General features: G+C 53.5%; 21 protein-coding genes and 2 pseudogenes. 13 read left to right on the forward strand and 10 right to left on the reverse strand.

What is annotated here, in order from left to right:
* Nucleotides 1-52 precede the first annotated feature (52 nt).
* The 7 genes and pseudogenes from araB to ACJHX3_RS06895 all read left to right on the forward strand — a co-directional run.
* Nucleotides 53-1,753: a ribulokinase gene (araB, locus tag ACJHX3_RS06865; RefSeq protein WP_000951838.1), complete on the forward strand. Its 1,701-nt coding sequence runs from the start codon at nt 53-55 to the stop codon at nt 1,751-1,753.
* A gap of 10 nt (nt 1,754-1,763) precedes the next feature.
* Nucleotides 1,764-3,266, forward strand: coding sequence for an L-arabinose isomerase (araA, locus tag ACJHX3_RS06870; protein ID WP_000151728.1), 1,503 nt, complete (start codon nt 1,764-1,766; stop codon nt 3,264-3,266).
* 114 nt (nt 3,267-3,380) lie between these two features.
* Nucleotides 3,381-4,076 (forward strand): L-ribulose-5-phosphate 4-epimerase, encoded by a 696-nt coding sequence (gene araD / locus ACJHX3_RS06875; RefSeq protein ID WP_000888658.1) that lies wholly within the window; start codon nt 3,381-3,383, stop codon nt 4,074-4,076.
* Nucleotides 4,077-4,150: 74 nt separating this feature from the next.
* Entirely contained in the window at nt 4,151-6,502 is a 2,352-nt protein-coding gene (gene polB / locus ACJHX3_RS06880) for a DNA polymerase II (protein WP_000035626.1), read from the forward strand.
* Nucleotides 6,503-6,665: 163 nt separating this feature from the next.
* Nucleotides 6,666-9,572 carry an RNA polymerase-associated protein RapA gene (gene rapA / locus ACJHX3_RS06885; protein ID WP_001117001.1) on the forward strand — a complete coding sequence of 969 codons (2,907 nt, stop codon included), beginning with the start codon at nt 6,666-6,668 and terminating at the stop codon, nt 9,570-9,572.
* 11 nt (nt 9,573-9,583) lie between these two features.
* Nucleotides 9,584-10,243 (forward strand): bifunctional tRNA pseudouridine(32) synthase/23S rRNA pseudouridine(746) synthase RluA, encoded by a 660-nt coding sequence (gene rluA / locus ACJHX3_RS06890; RefSeq protein ID WP_000525176.1) that lies wholly within the window; start codon nt 9,584-9,586, stop codon nt 10,241-10,243.
* A 212-nt stretch (nt 10,244-10,455) separates the two neighbouring features.
* A pseudogene (locus ACJHX3_RS06895) lies at nt 10,456-10,634 on the forward strand (transposase DNA-binding-containing protein); the annotation flags it as partial.
* A 26-nt stretch (nt 10,635-10,660) separates the two neighbouring features.
* Here the strand turns inward: ACJHX3_RS06895 and ACJHX3_RS06900 are convergent.
* Both ACJHX3_RS06900 and djlA read right to left on the reverse strand, forming a co-directional pair.
* Nucleotides 10,661-11,365 (reverse strand): hypothetical protein, encoded by a 705-nt coding sequence (locus tag ACJHX3_RS06900; protein ID WP_032340480.1) that lies wholly within the window; start codon nt 11,363-11,365, stop codon nt 10,661-10,663.
* A gap of 295 nt (nt 11,366-11,660) precedes the next feature.
* The gene (gene djlA / locus ACJHX3_RS06905) at nt 11,661-12,476 is read right to left on the reverse strand and encodes a co-chaperone DjlA (RefSeq protein WP_001200573.1); all 816 of its coding nucleotides are present in this window, start codon (nt 12,474-12,476) and stop codon (nt 11,661-11,663) included.
* A 254-nt stretch (nt 12,477-12,730) separates the two neighbouring features.
* On the opposite strand from djlA, the gene lptD reads away from it, so the two are divergent.
* From lptD to apaH, 6 genes are read left to right on the forward strand one after another with little or no spacing between them, the layout of a single operon-like run.
* Entirely contained in the window at nt 12,731-15,100 is a 2,370-nt protein-coding gene (gene lptD / locus ACJHX3_RS06910; protein WP_000746146.1) for an LPS assembly protein LptD, read from the forward strand.
* A 52-nt stretch (nt 15,101-15,152) separates the two neighbouring features.
* Entirely contained in the window at nt 15,153-16,439 is a 1,287-nt protein-coding gene (surA, locus tag ACJHX3_RS06915; protein WP_000800457.1) for a peptidylprolyl isomerase SurA, read from the forward strand.
* Nucleotides 16,439-17,428, forward strand: coding sequence for a 4-hydroxythreonine-4-phosphate dehydrogenase PdxA (pdxA, locus tag ACJHX3_RS06920; protein ID WP_000241249.1), 990 nt, complete (start codon nt 16,439-16,441; stop codon nt 17,426-17,428). Before surA ends, pdxA begins: the two co-directional genes overlap by 1 nt.
* Nucleotides 17,425-18,246 carry a 16S rRNA (adenine(1518)-N(6)/adenine(1519)-N(6))-dimethyltransferase RsmA gene (gene rsmA / locus ACJHX3_RS06925; RefSeq protein ID WP_001065381.1) on the forward strand — a complete coding sequence of 274 codons (822 nt, stop codon included), beginning with the start codon at nt 17,425-17,427 and terminating at the stop codon, nt 18,244-18,246. Before pdxA ends, rsmA begins: the two co-directional genes overlap by 4 nt.
* Before the next feature lie 2 nt (nt 18,247-18,248).
* Nucleotides 18,249-18,626, forward strand: coding sequence for a Co2+/Mg2+ efflux protein ApaG (gene apaG / locus ACJHX3_RS06930; RefSeq protein WP_000610901.1), 378 nt, complete (start codon nt 18,249-18,251; stop codon nt 18,624-18,626).
* A gap of 6 nt (nt 18,627-18,632) precedes the next feature.
* Entirely contained in the window at nt 18,633-19,481 is an 849-nt protein-coding gene (gene apaH, locus ACJHX3_RS06935; protein ID WP_000257195.1) for a bis(5'-nucleosyl)-tetraphosphatase (symmetrical) ApaH, read from the forward strand.
* On the opposite strand, the pseudogene ACJHX3_RS06940 reads toward apaH, so the two are convergent.
* The 8 genes and pseudogenes from ACJHX3_RS06940 to ACJHX3_RS06975 all read right to left on the reverse strand — a co-directional run bounded on the left by ACJHX3_RS06940 (nt 19,478) and on the right by ACJHX3_RS06975 (nt 26,225).
* Nucleotides 19,478-19,779 (reverse strand): annotated as a pseudogene (locus ACJHX3_RS06940) (CcdB family protein). The gene apaH and the pseudogene ACJHX3_RS06940 overlap by 4 nt on opposite strands.
* Nucleotides 19,780-19,781: 2 nt before the next feature.
* Nucleotides 19,782-20,015, reverse strand: a complete 234-nt coding sequence (locus ACJHX3_RS06945; protein ID WP_000125566.1) for a type II toxin-antitoxin system CcdA family antitoxin — start codon at nt 20,013-20,015, stop codon at nt 19,782-19,784.
* 85 nt (nt 20,016-20,100) lie between these two features.
* Nucleotides 20,101-20,580 (reverse strand): type 3 dihydrofolate reductase, encoded by a 480-nt coding sequence (gene folA / locus ACJHX3_RS06950; protein WP_000624375.1) that lies wholly within the window; start codon nt 20,578-20,580, stop codon nt 20,101-20,103.
* Nucleotides 20,581-20,771: 191 nt separating this feature from the next.
* Nucleotides 20,772-22,634 (reverse strand): glutathione-regulated potassium-efflux system protein KefC, encoded by a 1,863-nt coding sequence (gene kefC, locus ACJHX3_RS06955; RefSeq protein ID WP_000377117.1) that lies wholly within the window; start codon nt 22,632-22,634, stop codon nt 20,772-20,774.
* Nucleotides 22,627-23,157: a glutathione-regulated potassium-efflux system oxidoreductase KefF gene (gene kefF, locus ACJHX3_RS06960; RefSeq protein WP_000600725.1), complete on the reverse strand. Its 531-nt coding sequence runs from the start codon at nt 23,155-23,157 to the stop codon at nt 22,627-22,629. The genes kefC and kefF overlap by 8 nt, the downstream gene beginning before the upstream one ends.
* 107 nt (nt 23,158-23,264) lie before the next feature.
* Nucleotides 23,265-24,596, reverse strand: coding sequence for an MFS transporter (locus ACJHX3_RS06965; RefSeq protein WP_094308470.1), 1,332 nt, complete (start codon nt 24,594-24,596; stop codon nt 23,265-23,267).
* A gap of 58 nt (nt 24,597-24,654) precedes the next feature.
* Nucleotides 24,655-24,942 (reverse strand): ferredoxin-like protein FixX, encoded by a 288-nt coding sequence (fixX, locus tag ACJHX3_RS06970; protein WP_000203741.1) that lies wholly within the window; start codon nt 24,940-24,942, stop codon nt 24,655-24,657.
* Complete coding sequence (locus tag ACJHX3_RS06975) at nt 24,939-26,225, reverse strand: FAD-dependent oxidoreductase (protein WP_001287739.1); 1,287 nt, start codon at nt 26,223-26,225, stop codon at nt 24,939-24,941. Before ACJHX3_RS06975 ends, fixX begins: the two co-directional genes overlap by 4 nt.
* Nucleotides 26,226-26,259 lie beyond the last annotated feature (34 nt).

Consider the following 26,259-nt stretch of genomic DNA (forward strand, 5'->3'; position numbering starts at 1 on the left):
TCGCAACTCTCTACTGTTTCTCCATACCCGTTTTTTTGGATGGAGTGAAACGATGGCGATTGCAATTGGCCTCGATTTTGGCAGTGATTCTGTGCGAGCTTTGGCGGTGGACTGCGCCACCGGTGAAGAGATCGCCACCAGCGTAGAGTGGTATCCCCGTTGGCAGAAAGGGCAATTTTGTGATGCCCCAAATAACCAGTTCCGTCATCATCCGCGTGACTACATTGAGTCAATGGAAGCGGCGCTGAAAACCGTGCTTGCAGAGCTTAGCGCCGAGCAGCGCGCAGCTGTGGTCGGGATTGGCGTTGACACAACCGGCTCGACGCCCGCACCGATTGACGCCGACGGTAACGTGCTGGCGCTGCACCCGGAGTTTGCCGAAAACCCGAACGCGATGTTCGTATTGTGGAAAGACCACACCGCGGTTGAAGAAGCGGAAGAGATTACCCGCTTATGTCACACGCCGGGCAACGTTGACTACTCCCGCTATATTGGCGGTATTTATTCCAGCGAATGGTTCTGGGCAAAAATACTGCATGTGACTCGCCAGGACAGCGCCGTGGCGCAATCTGCCGCATCGTGGATTGAGCTGTGCGACTGGGTACCAGCTCTGCTTTCCGGTACCACCCGCCCGCAGGATATTCGTCGCGGACGTTGCAGCGCCGGGCATAAGTCGCTATGGCACGAAAGCTGGGGCGGCCTGCCGCCAGCCAGTTTCTTTGACGAACTGGACCCGATCCTCAATCGCCATTTGCCTTCCCCGCTGTTCACTGATACCTGGACTGCCGATATTCCGGTAGGCACTTTATGTCCGGAATGGGCGCAGCGTCTCGGCCTGCCTGAAAGCGTGGTGATTTCCGGCGGCGCGTTTGACTGCCATATGGGCGCAGTTGGCGCAGGCGCACAGCCTAACGCACTGGTAAAAGTTATCGGTACTTCCACCTGCGACATTCTGATTGCCGACAAACAGAGCGTTGGCGAGCGGGCAGTGAAAGGTATTTGCGGTCAGGTTGATGGCAGCGTGGTGCCTGGATTTATCGGTCTGGAAGCAGGCCAATCGGCGTTTGGTGATATCTACGCCTGGTTCGGTCGCGTACTCGGCTGGCCGCTGGAACAGCTCGCCGCCCAGCATCCGGAACTGAAAGAGCAAATCAACGCCAGCCAGAAACAACTGCTTCCGGCGCTGACCGAAGCATGGGCCAAAAATCCGTCTCTAGATCACCTGCCGGTGGTGCTCGACTGGTTTAACGGCCGCCGCACACCGAACGCTAATCAACGCCTGAAAGGGGTGATTACCGATCTTAACCTCGCTACCGACGCTCCGCTGCTGTTCGGCGGTTTGATTGCTGCCACCGCCTTTGGCGCACGCGCAATCATGGAGTGCTTTACCGATCAGGGGATCGCCGTTAATAACGTGATGGCGCTGGGCGGCATCGCGCGGAAAAACCAGGTCATTATGCAGGCCTGCTGCGACGTGCTGAATCGCCCGCTGCAAATTGTTGCCTCTGACCAGTGCTGTGCGCTCGGTGCGGCGATTTTCGCTGCCGTCGCCGCGAAAGTGCACGCAGACATCCCATCAGCCCAGCAAAAAATGGCCAGTGCGGTAGAGAAAACCCTGCAACCGCGCAGCGAACAGGCACAACGCTTTGAACAGCTTTATCGCCGCTATCAGCAATGGGCGATGAGCGCCGAACAACACTATCTTCCAACTTCCGCCCCGGCACAGGCTGCCCAGGCCGTTCCGACTCTGTAAGGACACGACAATGACGATTTTTGATAATTATGAAGTGTGGTTTGTAATTGGCAGCCAGCATCTGTATGGCCCGGAAACCCTGCGTCAGGTCACCCAACATGCCGAGCACGTTGTTAATGCGCTGAATACGGAAGCGAAGCTGCCCTGCAAACTGGTGTTGAAACCGCTGGGCACCACGCCGGATGAAATCACCGCTATTTGCCGCGACGCGAATTACGACGATCGTTGCGCCGGCCTGGTGGTGTGGCTGCACACCTTCTCCCCGGCCAAAATGTGGATCAACGGCCTGACCATGCTCAACAAACCGTTGCTGCAATTCCACACCCAGTTTAACGCGGCGCTGCCGTGGGATAGCATCGATATGGACTTTATGAACCTGAACCAGACTGCACATGGCGGTCGTGAGTTCGGCTTCATCGGCGCGCGTATGCGTCAGCAACATGCCGTCGTTACCGGTCACTGGCAGGATAAACAAGCCCATGAGCGTATCGGCTCCTGGATGCGTCAGGCGGTCTCTAAACAGGATACCCGTCATCTGAAAGTCTGCCGTTTTGGCGATAACATGCGTGAAGTGGCGGTCACCGATGGTGATAAAGTTGCCGCACAGATCAAGTTCGGTTTCTCCGTCAATACCTGGGCGGTTGGCGATCTGGTGCAGGTAGTGAACTCCATCAGCGACGGCGATGTTAACGCGCTGGTCGATGAGTACGAAAGCTGCTACACCATGACGCCTGCGACACAAATCCACGGCGAAAAACGCCAGAACGTGCTGGAAGCGGCGCGTATTGAGCTGGGGATGAAGCGTTTCCTGGAACAAGGTGGCTTCCACGCGTTCACCACCACCTTTGAAGATTTGCACGGTCTGAAACAGCTTCCTGGTCTGGCCGTACAGCGTCTGATGCAGCAGGGTTACGGCTTTGCGGGCGAAGGCGACTGGAAAACTGCCGCCCTGCTTCGCATCATGAAGGTGATGTCAACCGGTCTGCAGGGCGGCACCTCCTTTATGGAGGACTACACCTATCACTTCGAGAAAGGCAATGACCTGGTGCTCGGCTCCCACATGCTGGAAGTCTGCCCGTCGATCGCCGCAGAAGAGAAACCGATCCTCGACGTTCAGCACCTCGGTATTGGCGGTAAAGAAGATCCTGCCCGCCTGATCTTCAATACCCAAACCGGCCCAGCCATTGTCGCCAGCTTGATTGATCTCGGCGATCGTTACCGTCTGCTGGTTAACTGCATCGACACGGTGAAAACGCCGCATACCCTGCCGAAACTACCGGTAGCGAATGCGCTGTGGAAAGCGCAGCCGGATCTACCAACCGCTTCCGAAGCGTGGATCCTTGCTGGTGGCGCGCACCATACCGTCTTCAGCCATGCGCTGAACCTCAACGATATGCGCCAGTTTGCCGAGATGCACGACATTGAAATCACGGTGATTGATAACGACACCCGCCTGCCAGCGTTTAAAGACGCGCTGCGCTGGAACGAAGTGTATTACGGGTTTCGCCGCTAAGTAGCTGCATCAGGTATGCAACGCCTGATGCGACGCTGGCGCGTCTTATCAGGCCTACACGCTGCGATTTTGTAGGCCGGATAAGCAAAGCGCATCCGGCACGAAGGAGTCAACATGTTAGAAGATCTCAAACGCCAGGTATTAGAAGCCAACCTGGCGCTGCCAAAACATAACCTGGTCACGCTCACCTGGGGCAACGTCAGCGCCGTTGATCGCGAGCGCGGCGTCTTTGTGATCAAACCTTCCGGCGTCGATTACAGCATCATGACCGCTGACGATATGGTCGTGGTTAGCATCGAAACCGGTGAAGTGGTTGAAGGTACGAAAAAGCCCTCCTCCGACACGCCAACTCACCGGCTGCTCTATCAGGCATTCCCGTCCATTGGCGGCATTGTGCATACGCACTCCCGCCACGCCACCATCTGGGCGCAGGCGGGCCAGTCAATTCCGGCAACCGGTACCACCCACGCCGACTATTTCTACGGCACCATTCCCTGCACCCGCAAAATGACCGACGCAGAAATCAACGGTGAATATGAGTGGGAAACCGGTAACGTCATCGTAGAAACCTTCGAAAAACAGGGGATCGACGCAGCACAAATGCCCGGCGTTCTGGTCCATTCTCACGGCCCGTTTGCATGGGGCAAAAATGCCGAAGATGCGGTGCACAACGCCATCGTGCTGGAAGAAGTCGCTTATATGGGGATATTCTGCCGTCAGTTAGCGCCGCAGTTACCGGATATGCAGCAAACGCTGCTGGATAAGCACTATCTGCGTAAGCATGGCGCAAAAGCCTATTACGGCCAGTAATGACTGTATAAAACCACAGCCAGTCAACCAAAACCAGGCTATACTCAAGCCTGGTTTTTTATTGGATTTTCAGCGTGGCGCAGGCAGGTTTTATCTTAACCCGACACTGGCGGGATACCCCGCAAGGAACCGAAGTTTCCTTTTGGTTAGCGACGGACAACGGGCCGTTGCAGGTTACGCTTGCACCGCAAGAGTCCGTGGCCTTTATTCCCGCCGATCAGGTTCCCCGCGCTCAGCATATTTTGCAGGGTGAACAAGGCTTTCGCCTGACGCCGCTGGCGTTAAAGGATTTTCATCGCCAGCCGGTGTATGGCCTTTACTGTCGCGCCCATCGCCAGTTGATAAATTACGAAAAGCGCCTGCGTGAAGCTGGCGTTACCGTCTACGAGGCCGATGTGCGCCCGCCAGAACGCTATCTGATGGAGCGGTTTATCACCTCACCGGTGTGGGTCGAGGGTGATATCCGCAATGGCGCTATCGTTAATGCCCGTCTGAAACCGCATCCCAACTATCGTCCGCCGCTCAAGTGGGTTTCTATTGATATTGAAACCACCCGCCACGGTGAGCTGTACTGCATCGGCCTGGAAGGGTGCGGGCAGCGCATCGTTTATATGCTGGGGCCAGAGAATGGCGACGCCTCCGCGCTCGATTTCGAACTGGAGTACGTCGCCAGCCGCCCGCAGCTACTGGAAAAACTCAACGCCTGGTTTGCGACTCACGATCCCGATGTGATCATCGGCTGGAACGTGGTGCAGTTCGATCTGCGAATGCTGCAAAAACATGCTGAGCGTTATCGTATTCCGCTGCGGCTGGGGCGCGATAACAGTGAGCTGGAGTGGCGCGAGCACGGCTTTAAAAACGGCGTCTTTTTTGCCCAGGCCAAAGGGCGGCTGATTATCGACGGTATCGAGGCGCTGAAATCCGCGTTCTGGAATTTCTCTTCATTCTCGCTGGAAACCGTCGCTCAGGAGTTATTAGGCGAAGGAAAATCTATCGATAACCCGTGGGATCGGATGGACGAAATTGACCGCCGTTTCGCCGAAGATAAACCTGCGCTGGCAACTTATAACCTGAAAGATTGCGAGCTGGTGACGCAGATCTTCCACAAAACTGAAATCATGCCGTTTTTACTCGAACGAGCGACGGTGAACGGCCTGCCGGTAGATCGGCACGGGGGGTCGGTGGCAGCGTTTGGTCATCTCTATTTTCCGCGAATGCATCGCGCTGGTTATGTCGCGCCTAATCTCGGCGAAGTGCCGCCACACGCCAGCCCTGGCGGCTATGTGATGGATTCGCGGCCAGGGCTTTATGATTCGGTACTGGTGCTGGACTACAAAAGCCTGTACCCGTCGATCATCCGCACCTTTCTGATTGATCCCGTCGGGCTGGTGGAAGGCATGGCGCAGCCTGATCCAGAGCACAGCACCGAAGGTTTTCTCGATGCCTGGTTCTCGCGGGAGAAACATTGCCTGCCGGAGATTGTGACTAACATCTGGCACGGGCGCGATGAAGCCAAACGTCAGGGTAATAAGCCGCTTTCGCAGGCGCTGAAGATCATTATGAATGCCTTTTATGGCGTGCTTGGCACCACCGCCTGCCGCTTCTTCGATCCGCGCCTGGCGTCGTCGATCACCATGCGTGGTCATCAGATCATGCGGCAAACCAAAGCATTGATTGAAGCGCAGGGCTACGACGTGATCTACGGCGATACCGACTCAACGTTTGTCTGGTTAAAAGGCGCACATTCGGAAGAAGAAGCGGCGAAAATTGGTCGTGCACTGGTGCAGCACGTTAACGCCTGGTGGGCAGAAACGCTGCAAAAACAACGGCTGACCAGCGCATTAGAACTGGAGTATGAAACCCATTTCTGCCGTTTTCTGATGCCAACCATTCGCGGAGCCGATACCGGTAGTAAAAAGCGTTATGCCGGGCTGATTCAGGAGGGCGATAAGCAGCGGATGGTGTTTAAAGGGCTGGAAACCGTGCGCACCGACTGGACGCCGCTGGCCCAGCAGTTTCAGCAGGAGCTGTACCTGCGTATCTTCCGCAACGAGCCATATCAGGAGTACGTCCGCGAAACCATCGACAAACTGATGGCGGGTGAACTGGATGCGCGGCTGGTTTACCGTAAACGCCTTCGCCGTCCGCTGAGCGAATATCAGCGTAATGTTCCGCCTCATGTACGCGCCGCTCGCCTTGCCGATGAAGAAAACCAAAAGCGCGGTCGCCCCTTGCAATATCAGAACCGCGGCACCATTAAGTACGTATGGACCACCAACGGCCCGGAGCCGCTGGACTACCAACGTTCACCACTGGATTACGAACACTATCTGACCCGCCAGCTACAACCCGTGGCGGAGGGAATACTCCCTTTTATTGAGGATAATTTTGCTACACTTATGACCGGGCAACTTGGGCTATTTTGAGCAAAAAAAGAGTTCGCCAGATACCATTTTGATGCGTGACGAATGCTTTGCCATCCAGTACCATAGCGCCCTTTCCATTCCTGGACCTGAATAACACCACTACCTCATAAGCACGGTAGCGGGTGGTTATTGCCTGCAATTAAAGATATAGAGCCGAACACATATGCCTTTTACACTTGGTCAACGCTGGATCAGCGATACAGAAAGCGAATTGGGACTTGGAACCGTTGTCGCGGTGGATGCGCGAACTGTCACTTTACTTTTCCCATCTACTGGTGAAAACCGTCTGTACGCACGCAGTGATTCCCCCGTGACCCGCGTGATGTTCAACCCTGGTGATACCATTACCAGCCATGACGGCTGGCAGATGCAAGTCGAAGAAGTAAAAGAAGAAAATGGCTTGCTGACCTATATCGGTACTCGCCTGGATACTGAAGAGTCCGGCGTAGCCCTGCGTGAAGTTTTCCTTGATAGCAAACTGGTGTTCAGCAAACCGCAGGACCGTCTGTTTGCCGGGCAGATTGACCGTATGGACCGCTTTGCGCTGCGTTATCGCGCGCGTAAGTATTCCAGCGAACAGTTCCGTATGCCGTACAGCGGCCTGCGCGGTCAGCGTACCAGCCTGATCCCGCACCAGCTCAACATCGCTCATGATGTTGGTCGCCGCCACGCGCCGCGCGTCCTGCTCGCTGACGAAGTCGGTTTAGGGAAAACCATTGAAGCCGGGATGATCCTGCATCAGCAACTGCTCTCTGGCGCTGCTGAACGTGTGCTGATTATCGTCCCGGAAACCTTACAGCATCAGTGGCTGGTAGAAATGCTGCGCCGTTTCAACCTGCGCTTTGCTCTGTTTGATGATGAGCGTTATGCCGAAGCTCAGCACGATGCTTACAACCCGTTCGACACCGAACAGCTGGTGATTTGCTCGCTGGATTTTGCCCGTCGTAGCAAACAGCGTCTGGAACATCTCTGTGAAGCCGAATGGGATCTGCTAGTGGTCGATGAAGCCCATCACCTGGTGTGGAGCGAAGATGCGCCGAGCCGCGAATATCAGGCCATTGAACAACTGGCAGAGCACGTGCCCGGCGTTCTGCTGCTGACCGCAACCCCGGAACAACTGGGGATGGAAAGCCACTTCGCCCGTCTGCGTCTGCTGGACCCGAACCGTTTCCACGATTTTGCGCAATTCGTTGAAGAACAGAAAAATTATCGTCCGGTTGCGGACGCCGTTGCCATGCTGCTGGCAGGTAACAAACTGAGCAATGACGAACTGAACATGCTCGGTGAGATGATCGGCGAGCAGGATATCGAGCCGCTGTTGCAAGCAGCAAACAGCGACAGCGAAGATGCACAGAGCGCCCGTCAGGAACTGGTTTCCATGCTGATGGATCGCCACGGCACCAGCCGCGTGCTGTTCCGTAACACGCGTAACGGTGTGAAAGGCTTCCCGAAACGCGAGCTGCACACCATTAAGCTGCCGCTGCCGACGCAGTATCAGACGGCTATTAAAGTCTCCGGCATTATGGGCGCACGCAAAAGTGCGGAAGATCGCGCTCGCGATATGCTCTACCCGGAGCGTATTTATCAGGAATTTGAAGGTGATAACGCCACCTGGTGGAACTTCGATCCGCGCGTTGAGTGGCTGATGGGCTACCTGACCAGCCATCGCTCTCAGAAAGTGCTGGTGATCTGCGCTAAAGCTGCCACTGCGCTGCAACTGGAGCAAGTACTGCGCGAACGTGAAGGTATCCGCGCCGCGGTGTTCCACGAAGGCATGTCGATTATTGAACGTGACCGCGCTGCCGCCTGGTTTGCTGAAGAAGACACCGGCGCACAGGTACTGCTGTGCTCGGAAATCGGTTCTGAAGGACGTAACTTCCAGTTCGCCAGCCACATGGTAATGTTTGACCTGCCATTCAACCCGGATCTGCTGGAGCAGCGTATTGGTCGTCTGGATCGTATCGGTCAGGCGCACGATATTCAGATCCATGTGCCTTATCTGGAGAAAACCGCTCAGTCGGTGCTGGTGCGCTGGTATCACGAAGGTCTGGATGCATTCGAACACACCTGCCCGACCGGACGCACTATCTACGATAGCGTATACAACGATCTGATTAACTATCTGGCTTCACCGGATGAGACCGAAGGCTTTGACGATCTGATCAAAAACTGCCGCGAGCAACATGAAGCGCTGAAAGCACAGCTGGAACAAGGTCGTGACCGCCTGCTGGAAATCCATTCCAACGGTGGCGAAAAAGCCCAGGCACTGGCAGAAAGCATTGAAGAGCAGGATGACGATACCAACCTGATCGCCTTCGCCATGAACCTGTTCGATATTATCGGTATCAATCAGGACGATCGCGGCGACAACATGATCGTGCTGACGCCGTCCGATCATATGCTGGTGCCGGACTTCCCTGGCTTGTCGGAAGATGGCATCACCATCACCTTCGACCGTGAAGTGGCGCTGGCGCGTGAAGATGCGCAGTTTATTACCTGGGAGCATCCGCTGATCCGCAACGGTCTGGATCTGATCCTTTCTGGCGACACCGGTAGCAGCACGATTTCACTGTTGAAAAACAAAGCGTTGCCGGTAGGTACGCTGTTGGTGGAACTGATTTACGTGGTTGAAGCCCAGGCTCCGAAGCAGTTGCAGCTCAACCGCTTCCTGCCGCCGACACCGGTACGTATGCTGCTGGATAAAAACGGCAACAACCTGGCGGCGCAGGTGGAGTTTGAAACCTTTAACCGTCAGCTTAACGCGGTTAACCGTCACACCGGCAGCAAACTGGTTAACGCCGTGCAGCAGGATGTTCACGCGATCCTTCAGTTGGGTGAAGCGCAGATCGAGAAATCTGCCCGTGCACTGATTGATGCCGCACGTAACGAAGCCGACGAAAAACTGTCTGCCGAGCTGTCTCGTCTGGAAGCTCTGCGTGCAGTGAACCCGAACATTCGTGACGACGAACTGACCGCCATTGAGAGCAACCGTCAGCAGGTAATGGAAAGCCTGGATCAGGCAGGCTGGCGTCTGGATGCCCTGCGTTTGATCGTTGTAACGCATCAGTAACGGAGCCGAAAATGGGGATGGAAAACTACAATCCACCGCAGGAACCCTGGTTGGTTATCCTGTATCAGGATGACCACATTATGGTGGTCAACAAGCCGAGCGGTTTGTTGTCTGTGCCGGGTCGTCTGGAAGAGCACAAAGACAGCGTGATGACGCGCATTCAGCGTGATTATCCGCAGGCAGAATCGGTGCATCGTCTGGATATGGCTACCAGCGGCGTGATTGTAGTGGCGCTGACCAAAGCCGCGGAGCGGGAGTTAAAACGCCAGTTCCGCGAGCGCGAGCCGAAAAAGCAGTATGTGGCCCGCGTCTGGGGGCATCCATCCCCTGCGGAAGGTCTGGTAGATCTGCCGCTGATTTGCGACTGGCCAAACCGCCCGAAACAGAAAGTCTGTTACGAAACAGGTAAACCTGCGCAGACGGAATATGAAGTGGTGGAGTATGCGGCGGATAACACGGCAAGAGTGGTGTTAAAACCGATTACCGGGCGTTCGCATCAGCTGCGTGTGCATATGCTGGCGCTGGGTCATCCGATTCTCGGCGATCGTTTTTATGCATCACCAGAAGCGAGAGCAATGGCACCGCGTTTGTTGCTACATGCAGAGATGCTGACGATTACCCATCCGGCGTATGGCAATAGTATGACGTTTAAAGCGCCAGCGGATTTTTAACCTTTCCTGTACGTTTATACCCTCATCCTAAGGGCTGCCTCTTGTACATAAATCCCCGAGTCCGGGGATTTTTTGTTTCTGCCAAACTGCTTTCAGTCGTTGCGTGTGGCTACGCTTTCCATTCGGTAATTCCCTTCCTGCTCCACAGCGAATTTTTGAACTTTTTTTTCACCCGTTGATCGTCTCTAATATTTCATTTTATCGGGTCTGTTATGGTCCTTTCTGATTGTTATTCATGGGCTAATTAGCAGTCTGGTTGGCGATGCCCATCTCGGTGATCCGCGTCGTGCACGACGCCTTGCATCACCAGCCTCTTCTCTAGCTCATCATGCAGGTCTTTCTAATTGTGAAATCATCCCACGCTACTGCTAAGGTTGAAGGGGCGTTCCAGCCCCTTCAACCTTAGCTTATTCTGGCTCATTCAATAATTGCGTTGTCAGTAATTTCTTCAGCAGTACTTTGTTTAGTGGTAATTTCTTCAGTAGCAATTTTTTTGGTGGTGATTTTATTAATAATAATTGCGTCAGTACCGTCCAGGATAGCACCTTCCAGGTTAGCATTCCACCCAGGTTCCAAGTAAAGGACGTTGTTATCTATTATTGTTTTTTTACCAAGGTAACAATTCCTCATGTCAACGCCGGGAAGGTAAGCGTTTCTAAGATCAACGCCCAAGCTACCGAGGCCCTTGCACAGCTTCAACGTCTGAGTACATATCTCATTATTTTCAATTAAAAAAGTGACACTTAACTCAATATCACCGTAGATCTGAGTGTCCCAGCACATATTAGCCTTTGCGACCATCTCATCCGGATTTTTTGCGCATGTTTTGAGTTTATTGAATAATTCCAGGCTATTGATAAACTTTTCTCTCTCATTCTCGTCGATAGCCCCAGTAAAGTATTCTGAGGCGTTGATGTTGCCAGCCTTGTTATTCACGAAATTGAACAGAAGTTTATAAGCCTCAGGCTGTTTATCTGACCAGAACAGATGACGTAACGTCTCCCACAAGCGTTGAAAGATATTCATCTTCACGTCCATCTTGTCCCCGCTCACCATCTTATAAATATCGTTATTGCTCATATTTAAAAGTGTAGCCGGCATGCCTGGAACTGATACTTTCATGGTAATAGCCTCGCATTGAGTTAAAAACTCATCATGCGCACTCTGAATAAATATACTTTCAAAAATCGCTCATTCAGATATGTGTTTTTTTATTTTTAAGACGTAAAAATATAATTCCGCTCGTCGTAAAGCTCTCAACCTTAAGCAGGGTCAACGCGATAAAACCAACAGAACCCCTCCCGTAAACCGTGCATTGAGCCTGTCCACCATTCTGAGTAAACGCCTTTTCTCAAAGAAGTGACCGCCAAGGCGGCCACCTTTAATCGTGGGCAGTTACTCAGCATCATTTACAGGGTCATTTAAACCCTTTCTGCTGCTTAATCAATTCATAGGCCTGCTGTATTTCCTGCGCTTTTTGCTTCGCCATCTCCATCATCTCAGGCGGCAAACCTTTCGCCACCAGCTTATCGGGATGGTGTTCACTCATCAGCTTACGGTAGGCACGTTTGATGGTGGTCGCATCATCCGTCGGCTTCACGCCCAGCACATTACAGGCATCTTCCAGCGTCGGGCCACGCTGCGCTTGCTGCCAGTTACCACCGCCAGATTGCTGCTGATAACCGCCGCCAAACTGTGCACCGCCCTGCATCATGCGCAAAAACTGGTCAAACTGGGCGCGGGAGATGCCTAACTCTTCGGCAATGACATACAGCACCGCCCGTTCATTCGGGTGCAGTGAACCATCAGCAAACGCTGCCTGAATCTGGATCTCCAGAAACATACGAATTAAGTCAAAACGACCAAAGCAGACACTGCGAAACTGGCGCATTTTTTCGCGCAGCGGGTAATTGTCTGATTTTCCCACCCGGAACGCGTTTTGCGCCGCAGTACGGGAAGCGCCATGAAGGTTCATTCGGTCCATCAACTGGCTGGCGATATGAATATCAGCCTCCGTGACGCGACCTTTGGATTTGGTTAAATGCCCCATCACTTCAAAAGTGGTGGCAAAAAACAGCGCCTGACGCTCACGCTGGTTGGCGAACCACGCCATTTTACGGCTACGGGCTTTATCAAACATATGGCCAATTAACAGGCCTAACACTACGCCCCAAAAGCCGCCGCCCATCAGTAAGGCCACGGCCACGCCAATGATTTTTCCCCAATACTGCATATATTCCCCAAATCGACACACGGATATCAGGGCTATCTCCCACAATATAAAGGTGCTTTTACCGTTTTCCGGCTGCGGTCAATTGTGGGACATCGCCTATAATTTGCATTATCATACCTGTCATTCAATGCCGTGCCTAACACCACTGACGCTATTCGGACAGGATTAACACTAGCGTAGAGATGACGAGTACGTTAGTCTCTGACCGTTTGTCACGCGCAACGTTACCGATGATGGAACAATAAAATCAACGTATGAAAAAACGTATCCCCACTCTCCTGGCCACCATGATTGCCACCGCCCTTTATAGTCAACAGGGACTGGCAGCCGACCTCGCCTCACAGTGCATGTTGGGCGTGCCAAGCTATGATCGTCCTCTGGTACAGGGCGATACCAATGACTTACCCGTGACTATCAATGCTGACCACGCGAAAGGGGACTACCCGGATGACGCCGTGTTTACTGGCAGCGTGGATATCATGCAGGGTAACAGCCGTCTGCAGGCCGACGAAGTGCAGCTCCATCAAAAAGAGGCACCAGGACAACCGGAGCCGGTACGTACCGTTGATGCGCTCGGTAATGTCCATTACGACGATAACCAAGTGATCCTCAAAGGGCCGAAAGGCTGGGCGAATCTGAACACCAAAGATACCAATGTCTGGGAAGGTGATTACCAGATGGTGGGTCGTCAGGGCCGCGGTAAAGCGGACCTGATGAAACAACGTGGCGAAAACCGCTATACCATTCTGGATAACGGTAGCTTTACCTCCTGTCTGCCGGGTTCTGACACCTGGAGCGTGGTAGGTAGCGAAATTATTCATGACCGCGAAGAACAAGTTGCGGAGATCTGGAACGCCCGCTTTAAGGTGGGTCCGGTACCGATCTTTTATAGCCCCTATTTGCAGTTGCCGGTGGGTGACAAACGTCGCTCTGGTTTCTTGATCCCGAACGCCAAGTACACCACCACCAACTACTTTGAGTTCTACCTGCCATATTACTGGAACATCGCGCCAAATATGGATGCCACCATCACGCCGCATTATATGCATCGTCGTGGCAATATCATGTGGGAGAACGAATTCCGCTACCTCTCCCAGGCGGGCGCTGGCTTGATGGAACTGGACTATCTGCCTTCAGATAAAGTCTATGAAGATGAACACCCGAACGATGACAGTTCACGTCGTTGGTTATTCTACTGGAACCACTCCGGGGTCATGGATCAGGTGTGGCGTTTCAACGTCGACTACACCAAGGTCAGCGATCCTAGCTACTTCAATGATTTCGATAACAAGTACGGTTCCAGTACTGACGGCTACGCAACGCAAAAATTCAGCGTTGGCTATGCGGTGCAAAACTTCAATGCCACCGTTTCAACCAAGCAGTTCCAGGTCTTCAGCGAACAGAACACCAGTAGCTACTCGGCAGAGCCGCAGTTAGACGTTAACTACTACCAGAATGATGTTGGTCCGTTTGATACACGCATTTACGGCCAGGCAGTGCACTTTGTAAACACCAGAGACGACATGCCTGAAGCAACCCGTGTTCACCTGGAACCGACCATCAATTTGCCGCTCTCTAATAACTGGGGCAGCATCAATACCGAAGCGAAGTTGCTGGCAACTCATTATCAGCAAACTAATCTTGACTGGTATAACAGCAATCCACAAAACAATAAGTTGGCAGATTCTGTTAACCGTGTAATGCCGCAATTTAAAGTTGACGGTAAAATGGTCTTCGAACGTGATATGAATCTGCTGGCACCGGGCTTTACCCAAACGCTGGAACCGCGCGCGCAGTATTTGTACGTGCCGTATCGCGATCAGAGCGATATCTACAACTACGACTCTGCCTTATTGCAATCCGATTATTCGGGCTTGTTCCGGGACCGGACTTACGGCGGTCTTGACCGTATTGCCTCCGCTAACCAGGTGACGACCGGTGTCACATCTCGCGTATATGATGATGCTGCCGTTGAACGTTTTAATATTTCCGTTGGTCAAATCTACTATTTCACGGAGTCTCGCACTGGCGATGACAACATAACATGGGAGAATGACGACAAAACGGGATCACTGGTGTGGGCAGGCGACACCTACTGGCGTATCTCCGAGCGTTGGGGATTGCGTGGCGGGATTCAGTACGACACTCGCCTGGATAACGTGGCGACCAGTAGTTCTAGTATTGAGTATCGCCGAGATGAAGACCGTCTGGTGCAGCTGAACTACCGTTACGCCAGCCCGGAATATATTCAGGCTACACTGCCAAGAGACAGTAGAGATAAACGTTGGAATGCCCCTCAGTACAAAGATGGTATTTCGCAGGTAGGTGCTGTCGCCAGCTGGCCAATTGCCGATCGTTGGTCCATTGTTGGGGCCTACTACTACGACACCAATGCGAACAAGCAAGCCGACTCTATGTTAGGTGTGCAATACAGCTCCTGCTGCTATGCAATTCGCGTCGGTTACGAGCGGAAGCTGAACGGTTGGGATAACGATAAACAACATGCGGTATATGACAACGCAATCGGCTTTAACATCGAACTTCGCGGCCTGAGCTCCAACTACGGTCTGGGTACGCAAGAGATGCTGCGTTCGAACATTCTGCCGTATCAAAACACTTTGTGATTTGTTGATTTACCACGTAATCCGCAGTGCGGTTAATTGAAATGGAAAAAGTATGAAGAACTGGAAAACGCTGCTTCTCGGTATCGCCATGATCGCGAATACCAGTTTCGCTGCCCCCCAGGTAGTCGATAAAGTCGCAGCCGTCGTCAATAACGGCGTCGTGCTGGAAAGCGACGTTGATGGATTAATGCAGTCGGTAAAACTGAACGCTGCTCAGGCAAGACAGCAACTTCCTGATGACGCGACGCTGCGCCACCAAATCATGGAACGTTTGATCATGGATCAAATCATCCTGCAGATGGGGCAGAAAATGGGAGTGAAAATCTCCGATGAGCAGCTGGATCAGGCGATTGCTAACATCGCGAAACAGAACAACATGACGCTGGATCAGATGCGCAGCCGTCTGGCTTACGATGGTCTGAACTACAACACCTATCGTAACCAGATCCGCAAAGAGATGATTATCTCTGAAGTGCGTAACAACGAGGTGCGTCGTCGCATCACCATCCTGCCGCAGGAAGTCGAATCCCTGGCGCAGCAGGTGGGTAACCAAAACGACGCCAGCACTGAGCTGAACCTGAGCCACATCCTGATCCCGCTGCCGGAAAACCCGACCTCTGATCAAGTGAACGAAGCGGAAAGCCAGGCGCGTGCCATTGTCGATCAGGCGCGTAACGGCGCTGATTTCGGTAAGCTGGCGATTGCTCATTCTGCCGACCAGCAGGCGCTGAACGGCGGCCAGATGGGCTGGGGCCGTATTCAGGAGTTGCCGGGGATCTTCGCCCAGGCATTAAGCACCGCGAAGAAAGGCGACATTGTTGGCCCGATTCGCTCCGGCGTTGGCTTCCATATTCTGAAAGTTAACGACCTGCGCGGCGAAAGCAAAAATATCTCGGTGACCGAAGTTCATGCTCGCCATATTCTGCTGAAACCGTCACCGATCATGACTGACGAACAGGCCCGCGTGAAACTGGAACAGATTGCTGCCGATATCAAGAGTGGTAAAACGACTTTTGCTGCCGCAGCGAAAGAGTTCTCTCAGGATCCAGGCTCTGCTAACCAGGGCGGTGATCTCGGTTGGGCTACACCAGATATTTTCGATCCGGCCTTCCGTGACGCCCTGACCCGCCTGAACAAAGGTCAAATGAGTGCACCGGTTCACTCTTCATTCGGCTGGCATTTAATCGAACTGCTGGATACCCGTAATGTCGATAAAACCGACGCGGCGCAGAAAGATCGTGCGTACCGCATGCTGATGAACCGTAAGTTCTCGGAAGAAGCAGCAAGCTGGATGCAGGAACAACGTGCCAGCGCCTACGTTAAAATCCTGAGCAACTAATGGTTAAAACCCAACGTGTTGTGATCACTCCCGGCGAGCCCGCCGGGATTGGCCCGGACTTAGTTGTCCAGCTTGCACAGCGTGAGTGGCCGGTCGAACTGGTTGTTTGTGCCGATGCCACTCTCCTTACCGACCGGGCAGCGATGCTCGGTTTGCCGCTCACCCTCCGTCCTTATTCCCCCAACTCCCCTGCACAACCGCAAACTGCGGGCACATTAACGCTACTTCCTGTCGCGCTACGTGAATCTGTCACTGCGGGGCAGTTAGCGGTTGAAAATGGGCATTATGTGGTGGAAACGCTGGCGCGAGCGTGTGATGGCTGTCTGAACGGTGAATTTGCTGCGCTGATCACAGGCCCCGTGCATAAAGGCGTCATTAACGACGCAGGCATTCCGTTTACCGGTCATACCGAGTTTTTCGAAGAGCGTTCGCAGGCGAAAAAAGTGGTGATGATGCTGGCGACCGAAGAACTTCGCGTGGCGCTGGCAACGACGCATTTACCGCTGCGCGATATCGCAGACGCTATCACCCCTGCGCTTTTGCACGAAGTGATTGCTATTTTGCATCACGATTTGCGCACCAAATTTGGTATTGCCGAACCGCGCATTCTGGTCTGCGGCCTTAATCCGCACGCGGGCGAAGGCGGTCATATGGGTACGGAAGAGATAGACACCATTATTCCGGTGCTCGACAAGCTGCGGGCGCAGGGGATGAAACTCAACGGGCCGCTGCCTGCCGATACCCTGTTTCAGCCGAAATATCTTGATAACGCCGACGCCGTGCTGGCGATGTACCACGATCAGGGTCTTCCCGTGCTAAAATACCAGGGCTTCGGGCGCGGTGTGAACATTACGCTGGGCCTGCCCTTTATTCGCACATCAGTAGATCACGGTACCGCGCTTGAACTGGCGGGACGTGGTAAAGCCGATGTCGGCAGTTTTATTACGGCGCTTAATCTCGCCATCAAAATGATTGTTAACACCCAATGAATAATCGAGTCCACCAGGGCCACTTAGCCCGTAAACGCTTCGGGCAAAACTTTCTCAACGATCAGTTCGTGATCGACAGCATTGTTTCTGCCATTAACCCGCAGAAGGGCCAGGCGATGGTCGAAATCGGTCCCGGTCTGGCGGCATTGACCGAACCGGTCGGCGAACGTCTGGACCAGCTGACGGTCATCGAACTTGACCGCGATCTGGCGGCACGTCTGCAAACGCATCCATTCTTAGGCCCGAAACTGACGATTTATCAGCAGGATGCGATGACCTTTAACTTTGGCGAACTGGCCGAGAAAATGGGTCAGCCGCTGCGTGTTTTCGGCAACCTGCCTTATAACATCTCCACGCCGTTGATGTTCCATCTGTTTAGCTATACTGATGCCATTGCCGACATGCACTTTATGTTGCAAAAAGAGGTGGTGAATCGTCTGGTTGCAGGACCGAACAGCAAAGCGTATGGTCGATTAAGCGTCATGGCGCAATACTATTGCAACGTGATCCCGGTGCTGGAAGTTCCGCCGTCAGCCTTTACACCACCACCCAAAGTGGATTCCGCCGTCGTGCGCCTGGTTCCTCATGCAACGATGCCTCACCCGGTTAAAGATGTTCGCGTGTTGAGCCGCATCACCACCGAAGCCTTTAACCAGCGTCGTAAAACCATTCGTAACAGCCTCGGCAACCTGTTTAGCGTCGAGGTGTTAACCGGAATGGGGATCGACCCGGCGATGCGAGCGGAAAATATCTCTGTCGCGCAATATTGCCAGATGGCGAACTATCTGGCGGAGAACGCGCCTTTGCAGGAGAGTTAACGATGATCAATTCGCCCCGAGTGTGTATTCAGGTTCAAAGCGTCTACATTGAGGCACAATCTTCACCTGATAATGAACGTTACGTTTTTGCTTATACCGTAACCATACGCAATCTGGGGCGAGCGCCAGTGCAGTTGTTGGGGCGTTACTGGCTGATCACCAATGGCAATGGCCGTGAAACCGAAGTCCAGGGCGAAGGAGTGGTTGGCGTCCAGCCACTTATCGCGCCTGGCGAAGAGTACCAGTACACCAGCGGTGCAATCATTGAAACCCCGCTGGGCACCATGCAGGGTCACTACGAAATGATCGATGAAAATGGCGTCCCTTTCAGCATCGACATTCCCGTATTCCGACTCGCCGTTCCCACACTCATTCATTAAAAGAATATGGCGACATACCTTATTGGCGACGTTCATGGTTGTTACGATGAACTGATCGCATTACTGCATAAAGTAGAATTTACCCCTGGGAAAGACACCCTCTGGCTGACAGGCGATCTGGTCGCGCGCGGCCCTGGTTCGCTGGATGTTCTGCGCTATGTGAAATCCTTAGGCGACAGCGTACGTCTGGTGCTGGGCAATCACGATCTGCATCTGCTGGCGGTATTTGCCGGGATCAGCCGCAATAAACCGAAAGATCGCCTGACACCGCTGCTGGAAGCGCCGGATGCCGACGAGCTGCTTAACTGGCTGCGTCGCCAGCCTCTGCTGCAAATCGACGAAGAGAAAAAGCTGGTGATGGCCCACGCCGGGATCACGCCACAGTGGGATCTACAGACCGCCAAAGAGTGCGCGCGCGATGTAGAAGCGGTGCTGTCGAGTGACTCCTATCCCTTCTTTCTTGATGCTATGTACGGCGATATGCCAAATAACTGGTCACCGGAATTGCGGGGGCTGGGAAGACTGCGGTTTATCACCAACGCCTTTACCCGTATGCGTTTTTGCTTCCCGAACGGTCAACTGGATATGTACAGCAAAGAATCGCCGGAAGAGGCCCCTGCCCCACTGAAACCGTGGTTTGCGATTCCTGGCCCTGTCGCTGAAGAATACAGCATCGCCTTTGGTCACTGGGCATCGCTGGAAGGCAAAGGTACACCGGAAGGTATTTACGCGCTGGATACTGGCTGCTGCTGGGGTGGTACATTAACCTGCCTGCGCTGGGAAGATAAACAGTATTTTGTCCAGCCGTCGAACCGGCATAAAGATATGGGTGAGGGAGAGGCGGCCGCGTCTTAAATCCCGTCGAGCATAAAATCTAATGCTCCTTTAATCAACGTTCGGTGCGCGCTGGCATCGCAAAATTTCGTTCCCAGCGCGTTAACTGGAACAGTTGCAGTCTCATGCGTCATGAGCCGTCTACCAGTAAAAGGATTGTGTTAAGCCGTTCTGGAGGGCGAATACGGATAAATCGTTCAATAGGTGTTAATGGAATAACAATACGGCGATTAATCTCACCAATAATGTCGCTGGTAACATCGATAACAAAGGGAAACGCGGCGTTCCTGCCGCGACTGCGGTATACCGTAAATTGCATCGCTAGAAGCTCCGGTACTCATCAGAGAAACATCCGGTTTCATCAGCCAATTGATTTAACGCAGCGATAGCTTCTGCGTTCTCTTCACGCCAACGTGTTGCTGCATGTTTTTTAAGTTCAGCATTGAGCGCAACCGTAAGGGTGGCGCTCATATTTAAGCCTGCATCACGAGCGCGATTGACTAACTCACGGTCGACGGTGACGGTCACACTTTGTGTGGTACGTTTTGCAGTCATGATATCGTGCTCCTGTACAATTTATACGTCTAGTAAACACGGATATCTGCACGTATCAGTGATGCCGGAATTCTAATATACAAACTTACCGCCGCTCCAGAATCTCAAAGCAATAGCTATGAGAGTTCTGCGCATCAGCGTCGTGGAATTCGCTGAATACCGATTCCCAGTCATCCGGCTCGTAATCCGGGAAATGGGTGTCGCCTTCCACTTCTGCGTCGATATGCGTCAGATACAGTTTTTGCGCTTTGGGCAGGAACTGCTCATAAACGCGACCACCGCCAATCACCATGATTTCTGGTACGTCACCACACGCCGCGATGGCTTCATCAACCGATTTCACCCACGTAACGCGATCGTCAGTACCCGGTTGACTGCTGAGGATAATATTTTTGCGTCCTGGCAGCGGACGACCGATGGATTCCCAGGTATGGCGGCCCATAATTACGGGTTTATTTAAAGTGTTGCGTTTAAACCAGGCGAGATCGGCAGGCAGGTTCCACGGCATGGCGTTTTCCATGCCGATAACGCGATCTACCGCTAACGCCGCAATCAGACTGATCATTGAGATTTCCCGATAAAAAAAATTGTCGCCACTATACGTAAAGCGTAAACCGTCGTCGACTGGTGCGAGGATGATGTTGAGGAAAATTTTATATTCTGCTGGCGAGTCCACGCTCTCTCCCTGGACTCGCCGCATTACAATGAAACAAAAACAAACAGTTAGCTGTAAAGTGTGATTTACGTCACTCTTTATTAGGATGAGGGTTTCGTTTCCGGTTCATCCGCCATGTTGCCGGTATGTTTACCTTCTTCGGTTCCCTGCCAGCCATGTCGTTGAATTAATGACAGATGTTCGCGGTCCTCGGTAATGATCTCACTTAACATCGCGCTGGTGCGTTTATAGACCGCCGCGCGGGCTTTGGTGTCGTTCTCAACCATTGCCATCTCTTCCACCATCTGAATATTAAAGCGGCGGAACACATCGGCGCGTTCTCGCGCTTCATACGGCCCCAGACCTAAACTTTCCAGTGCCAGACGCCCGGTTTTCAGCGCACCTTCAAAGGTTTCTCGCTCTGGCTTTTCAACGCCTGCCTGACGCAAACGAATGTAGTGGTCGACATCGCGGGCGCGGGCAATAATCTGCAAATGCGGGAAATGTTCTTTCACCATCTCCGTCAGTTGCAGGTTGGTTTGCGGATCGTCGATGGCGTTAATCAGCACTTCCGCTTTCGCCGCTCCCGCAGATTCCAGTAAATCCATCCGCGTGGCATCGCCATAAAACACTTTCATACCGAATTTACGCAGCGTTTCGATATGGTCCGGGTCGTGATCGAGCACCACCATTTTCACCCCGCTGGAGAGCAGTAAACGTCCGGTGATCTGCCCAAAACGACCGAATCCGGCAATGATTACCCGCGGCTGTTCTTCGTCGATCTCATCGGCTTCACGCGCCTCTTCAGTAGAAGATTGCTCAAGGCGATTGAGGATCACCAGCAGAATCGGCGTTGCCGCCATCGACAGCGCCACCGCCAGGGTCAGCGATTTCGCCCACTCCGGCTCCAGCACATTCGCCATTTGCGCCGCACCAAATACCACAAAGGCAAACTCACTGCCCTGCCCTAACAGCACCGCAAACCAGCGACGCTGTTTATTTGGCACCTGCAACGGCCGGGCAATCAGCCACAGCATGGCGATTTTGATGATGAGGAAACCGAGCAGCAAAATGACAATGCGCAATGGATTTTCAAGCAGCGTGCCAAAGTCTATCGACATGCCAACACCGATGAAAAACAGCCCCAACAGCAAACCTTTAAACGGTTCGATATCGCTTTCCAGCGCATGACGGTATTCCGAGCTTGCCAGCAGTACGCCCGCCAGAAACGCGCCCATCGCCATCGACAAGCCAACCTCTTCCAGCAGCAAACCAAAGCCAAACACAAGGAATAAAGCCACGGCACTAAACACTTCCCGCAAGCCAGAGCGGGCAACAAAACGCAGCGCCGGACGCGTGACATAGCGCCCCAGCAGTACCACCAGCACCAGCGCACCCGCCACTTTTAACGCCGAGAGAGCAAATGCGCCCATCGTCGTCGAGGCACTGCTCGCCGCCAGTAGCGGGATCATCGCCACCAGCGGGATCGCCGCGATATCCTGGAACAGCAGCACCGCAAAGGCACTGCGGCCCATTTGCGTTACCATCAGATTGCGTTCATTCATCGCCTGCATGGCAATCGCCGTAGAGGAGAGCGCCAGCGTCATGCCGATCAGTTCCGCGACCTGCCAGCGCAGCCCAAGTAACATACAGAACAGCCCCAGCAGGCCGCCGCAAATCACCATCTGCAATGCGCCACCACCGAACACCGCCGCACGCAGCTTCCACAGCCTTTGTGGATCGAGTTCGAGGCCGATAATAAACAGCATCAGCACCACGCCAATCTCGGCAAAGTGCAGAATAGATTCGGCATCGGTCACCAGTCGCAGCCCCCACGGGCCAATAATGCAGCCGGCGATCAGGTAGCCAAGTACCGATCCCAGACCGAGGCGTACTGCAATGGGTACAATCAGCGCCGCCGAACCGAGATAAATCAGCGCCTGAATCAAGGTATGACTATCCATGATGTGCCTCCTGCCATTCCAGCAGACGTTGCTTATAGTGACGCGCCTGTCCTTCGAGGGTCTCGTCGTCACAAATAAAGGTACAGTGCATGGCAAACGGTGGCAGCCAGTTCAGCCCGCAGTAGATTGCCGTCGCCTGTAGCGGCTGCGACAGCACATCAAAGCCCGGATGCGCACCAATTTCAAAATGGCTTTCTCCGCCGCCGGTCGTCACCGCCCACAGCAAATGTTTGCCATGCAGCGCCGTACCGCCGTGACCGTAAGCCCAGCCGTGCGAGAAAACTTTATCGATCCAAAGTTTGAGGAGCGGTGGAATGCTGTACCACTGCATCGGGTGCTGCCAGACGATCAGATCGGCGCGAGACAGCGCCTCCTGCTCGGCGGCAATATCGATATTGAAGTCAGGATAGAGTTGATAAAGAGAGCGAATTTCGACGCCTTCCAGCGTCCTTGCCTGTTCAAGCATCCGTTTATTCGCATGGGAATGATGCGGATACGGATGCGCATAAATTATAAGAATCATAGGTAGCCCGCGTGATTACGCCTTTGTTTTCCCACAAAGTGTAGTCATATATTCACGCAGCTTATAGTCAATAATATTGATTCAGAAAAGAGAGAAATCTGAATAAATTACCCCGCTCGCTGCCCGCGGATCGTCATGTTGCTGGTCTGCGCCAGTGACATCCCTCGAGTCTCCGGGGCAAACGCTACGGAAATCAACAAGCCAAACAGCGAGATACCCGCCCCCATTAACATCGTGTTACTGATACCGTAATTATTGATAAAGATTGGCAGTGCCCAGGTCGAAACAATAGTGCCAATACGACTTAAGGACATAATCACGCCCACGGCAGAGGCGCGGATATCTGTCGGGAAGAGTTCATTAGGATAGAGCCACTGCAAATTACCTGGCCCGCCAGAGAAAAAGGCATACACCGCAAAGGCCATCACTACCAGCCAGATCCCCATATCCGGGATCAGCCCCAAAACCGCCAGCGCCAGCGTCATCATGGCAAAACTGCCAATCAACAATGGACGCCGTCCGGCGGTGTTTAACCACAGCATCGGCGGAATACAGCCAAGCATAAAGAACAGGCTAATCACCACATTCCCCAGTGCCGCGTTTTTGCCAACCCCCAACCCCAACAAACCAACGATTTGCGGGCCAAAGGTGTAAATGGCGAACATTGGGATCACCTGGCAGGTCCAGATGGCGGCAACAAACAGAACAAAAGGAAAATGGCGGCGATTAAACAGATCGCGAAAACGGGTTTGCTGCGGCTGCTCTTCATCGAAAGCCACCGGTTCGCCAAACAGTTTGATCATCATCTCTTCGCACTCTTTTACTCGCCCTTTGCGTAACAGCCAGCGGGGAGATTCAGGCAGTTCGAATCGACCAATCAAAATCAACAAACAGGGGATCGCCGCGCTACCCAGCATCCAGCGCCAGCCGCCTTCCACATCATAAAGCCAGTAGCCGACCAGATCGGCGCAGGTCGCGCCGACATACCACATGGCGGCGATAAAGCTGATGGAAAATGCCCGCTGACGGGTACTGGAGAACTCGGTGATCATTGAGGTGGCAATGGGATAATCTGCACCGATGACAATGCCGATGAGTACCCGCATCACCAACAGTTCGACGGGGGATGAGACAAACATCGTCGCCACCGATATCACGCCGATGGCGATGATATCAATGAGGAACATTTTGCGCCGTCCGACTTTATCGGATATATAGCCAAACAGCGATGTGCCAACGAACAGCCCGGCGAGCGTTCCCGCGCCCAGCAAGCCAATCCAGTCAGCGTCCAGTTTCAGCGCCGGAGTCAGTTGCTCCAGCGCCACGCCAATCATTACCAGTACATAACCATCCAGAAACGGACCACCGCTTCCCCACAGCAAAATGCGGCGGTGAATAGAGGAGAATTTAAGATCATCAAAGTTTCTGGACGGTTGCATGGGTTATTCCTGTTTTTTTGCAATGAGAGTCAGTACGGCATTACGTATCAAACCAACATCAGCCGTAACGGAACTCCACACCAAAGGTGCCGCGCGGGTATTCCCACTGTTCCAGCGCCGAACCCAGCCCCAGAATGCGACAGGTGCCGCACTCCAGACATCCGGCGTAATCGAAGCGCACACTGCCGTCATCCTGCTTCTTGTACAGACCTGCGGGGCACGCTTTCACCAGCAGCTCCAGCGCCTGTTTATCGGCATCGGCCTTCACAACGATGTGCGGATGCTCTTCATCGACATTGAATTTATTGACGCCCAGTTTGACGTCCACATTGACGGGAGAAGTCATAAAACGGTCACTCCTTTCATGCCATCCTTGATTAGATTGATGAAGCCCACTTTCTTGCCGTGGCGGAGGATTTTCTTGCGCATCAGTTCCGGCGCGCTGCCATCAATGGTGAACAGGTCACGCGCCACACCCACCGCCAGCTCCGGGTAGCCGCTAAACATGCGTGGGTTATCAAGGAACGCCGGTAGTTTCTGGTACATACGCATATCGCGCAGCGGGCCACTCTCAAGATGCTGACGATATTCCGCCAGTTTTTGCTTACTGAAATCGTCGCTTTTCATCGCTGAAAGCACAGTTTTTGCTGCGGCTTCCCCGGCGGCAATCGCCAGATCCATACCGCGAATGGTAAAACCGAGGTTCATACACATTCCGGCGGCATCACCGGCAATCAGTACGCCGTCACCGACCAGCTCCGGCAGCATGTTGATACCTGCTTCCGGCACTACGTGAGCGGAATATTCCACCAGCTTGCCGCCCGCGATCAGCGGTGCAACGGCCGGATGTTGTTTGAAATCTTCCAGCATTTGCGGCACCGATTTTTTCGCGTCATGCAGATGATGCAAACCACAAACCAGCCCCAGCGACAGGGTATTTTCATTGGTATAAAGGAAGCCGCCGCCCATCAGGCCATCGGTGGGTGATCCCGCAAACAGGCAAGCCGCGCCCTGATTACCCTGCAACTGAAAACGGTCTTCGATTACCGACTTCGGTAACTCGATCAGTTCCTTCACGCCAACCGCCACATCCGTCGGTTTAACGCGTTTTGCCATCCCCAGCTTTTCGGCAAGAATGGAGTTCACCCCGTCAGCAAGGATCACCGTTTTCGCTTCAATCACATCGCCATCGGCTTCTACGCCGACAACTTTGCCATCGCGCTGTACAAGGTTATCGACGCGGATCCCGGTAATTAACTGCGCGCCCGCTTCTTCGGCCTGCTCCATCAACCAGGCATCAAATTTACTGCGCAAAACGGAGTAAGAACGCTGGGATGGCGAGGTTTCGTCGCCATTGCAGTAGTCCATGGTCATCGCTGACTTTTCCGTCATAAACGCGAGTTTTTCATGGGTGATCAGGCGTTCTACGGGGGCGGATTCGGCGAAACCAGGAATAATGTGTTCCAGGCTGTGGGCATAGAGACGCCCGCCGGTAACGTTCTTGGCACCTGCGGAATTGCCACGCTCGATAACTAACACTTGCGCCCCTTCGCGGGCGAGCACCAGTGCGGCAACCGAACCGGCAAGCCCTGCACCGACGATGATGGCGTCAAAGATATCTTCGGACATAAGAACTCCCTGTCAGCGGCAGGGCCAAAATGCA

The organism is Escherichia sp. WS1265 (assembly GCF_046487585.1).
Lineage (GTDB): Bacteria > Pseudomonadota > Gammaproteobacteria > Enterobacterales > Enterobacteriaceae > Escherichia > Escherichia coli.

Excerpts from the sequence above, each read along its gene's own strand:
- araB (WP_000951838.1), top strand. The coding sequence starts at position 53 with ATGGCGATTGCAATTGGCCTCGATTTTGGCAGTGATTCTGTGCGAGCT.
- araA (WP_000151728.1), top strand. The coding sequence starts at position 1,764 with ATGACGATTTTTGATAATTATGAAGTGTGGTTTGTAATTGGCAGCCAG.
- araD (WP_000888658.1), top strand. The coding sequence starts at position 3,381 with ATGTTAGAAGATCTCAAACGCCAGGTATTAGAAGCCAACCTGGCGCTG.
- rapA (WP_001117001.1), top strand. The coding sequence starts at position 6,666 with ATGCCTTTTACACTTGGTCAACGCTGGATCAGCGATACAGAAAGCGAA.
- rluA (WP_000525176.1), top strand. The coding sequence starts at position 9,584 with ATGGGGATGGAAAACTACAATCCACCGCAGGAACCCTGGTTGGTTATC.
- ACJHX3_RS06900 (WP_032340480.1), bottom strand. The coding sequence starts at position 11,365 with ATGAAAGTATCAGTTCCAGGCATGCCGGCTACACTTTTAAATATGAGC.
- djlA (WP_001200573.1), bottom strand. The coding sequence starts at position 12,476 with ATGCAGTATTGGGGAAAAATCATTGGCGTGGCCGTGGCCTTACTGATG.
- lptD (WP_000746146.1), top strand. The coding sequence starts at position 12,731 with ATGAAAAAACGTATCCCCACTCTCCTGGCCACCATGATTGCCACCGCC.
- surA (WP_000800457.1), top strand. The coding sequence starts at position 15,153 with ATGAAGAACTGGAAAACGCTGCTTCTCGGTATCGCCATGATCGCGAAT.
- pdxA (WP_000241249.1), top strand. The coding sequence starts at position 16,439 with ATGGTTAAAACCCAACGTGTTGTGATCACTCCCGGCGAGCCCGCCGGG.
- rsmA (WP_001065381.1), top strand. The coding sequence starts at position 17,425 with ATGAATAATCGAGTCCACCAGGGCCACTTAGCCCGTAAACGCTTCGGG.
- apaG (WP_000610901.1), top strand. The coding sequence starts at position 18,249 with ATGATCAATTCGCCCCGAGTGTGTATTCAGGTTCAAAGCGTCTACATT.
- apaH (WP_000257195.1), top strand. The coding sequence starts at position 18,633 with ATGGCGACATACCTTATTGGCGACGTTCATGGTTGTTACGATGAACTG.
- ACJHX3_RS06945 (WP_000125566.1), bottom strand. The coding sequence starts at position 20,015 with ATGACTGCAAAACGTACCACACAAAGTGTGACCGTCACCGTCGACCGT.
- folA (WP_000624375.1), bottom strand. The coding sequence starts at position 20,580 with ATGATCAGTCTGATTGCGGCGTTAGCGGTAGATCGCGTTATCGGCATG.
- kefC (WP_000377117.1), bottom strand. The coding sequence starts at position 22,634 with ATGGATAGTCATACCTTGATTCAGGCGCTGATTTATCTCGGTTCGGCG.
- kefF (WP_000600725.1), bottom strand. The coding sequence starts at position 23,157 with ATGATTCTTATAATTTATGCGCATCCGTATCCGCATCATTCCCATGCG.
- ACJHX3_RS06965 (WP_094308470.1), bottom strand. The coding sequence starts at position 24,596 with ATGCAACCGTCCAGAAACTTTGATGATCTTAAATTCTCCTCTATTCAC.
- fixX (WP_000203741.1), bottom strand. The coding sequence starts at position 24,942 with ATGACTTCTCCCGTCAATGTGGACGTCAAACTGGGCGTCAATAAATTC.
- ACJHX3_RS06975 (WP_001287739.1), bottom strand. The coding sequence starts at position 26,225 with ATGTCCGAAGATATCTTTGACGCCATCATCGTCGGTGCAGGGCTTGCC.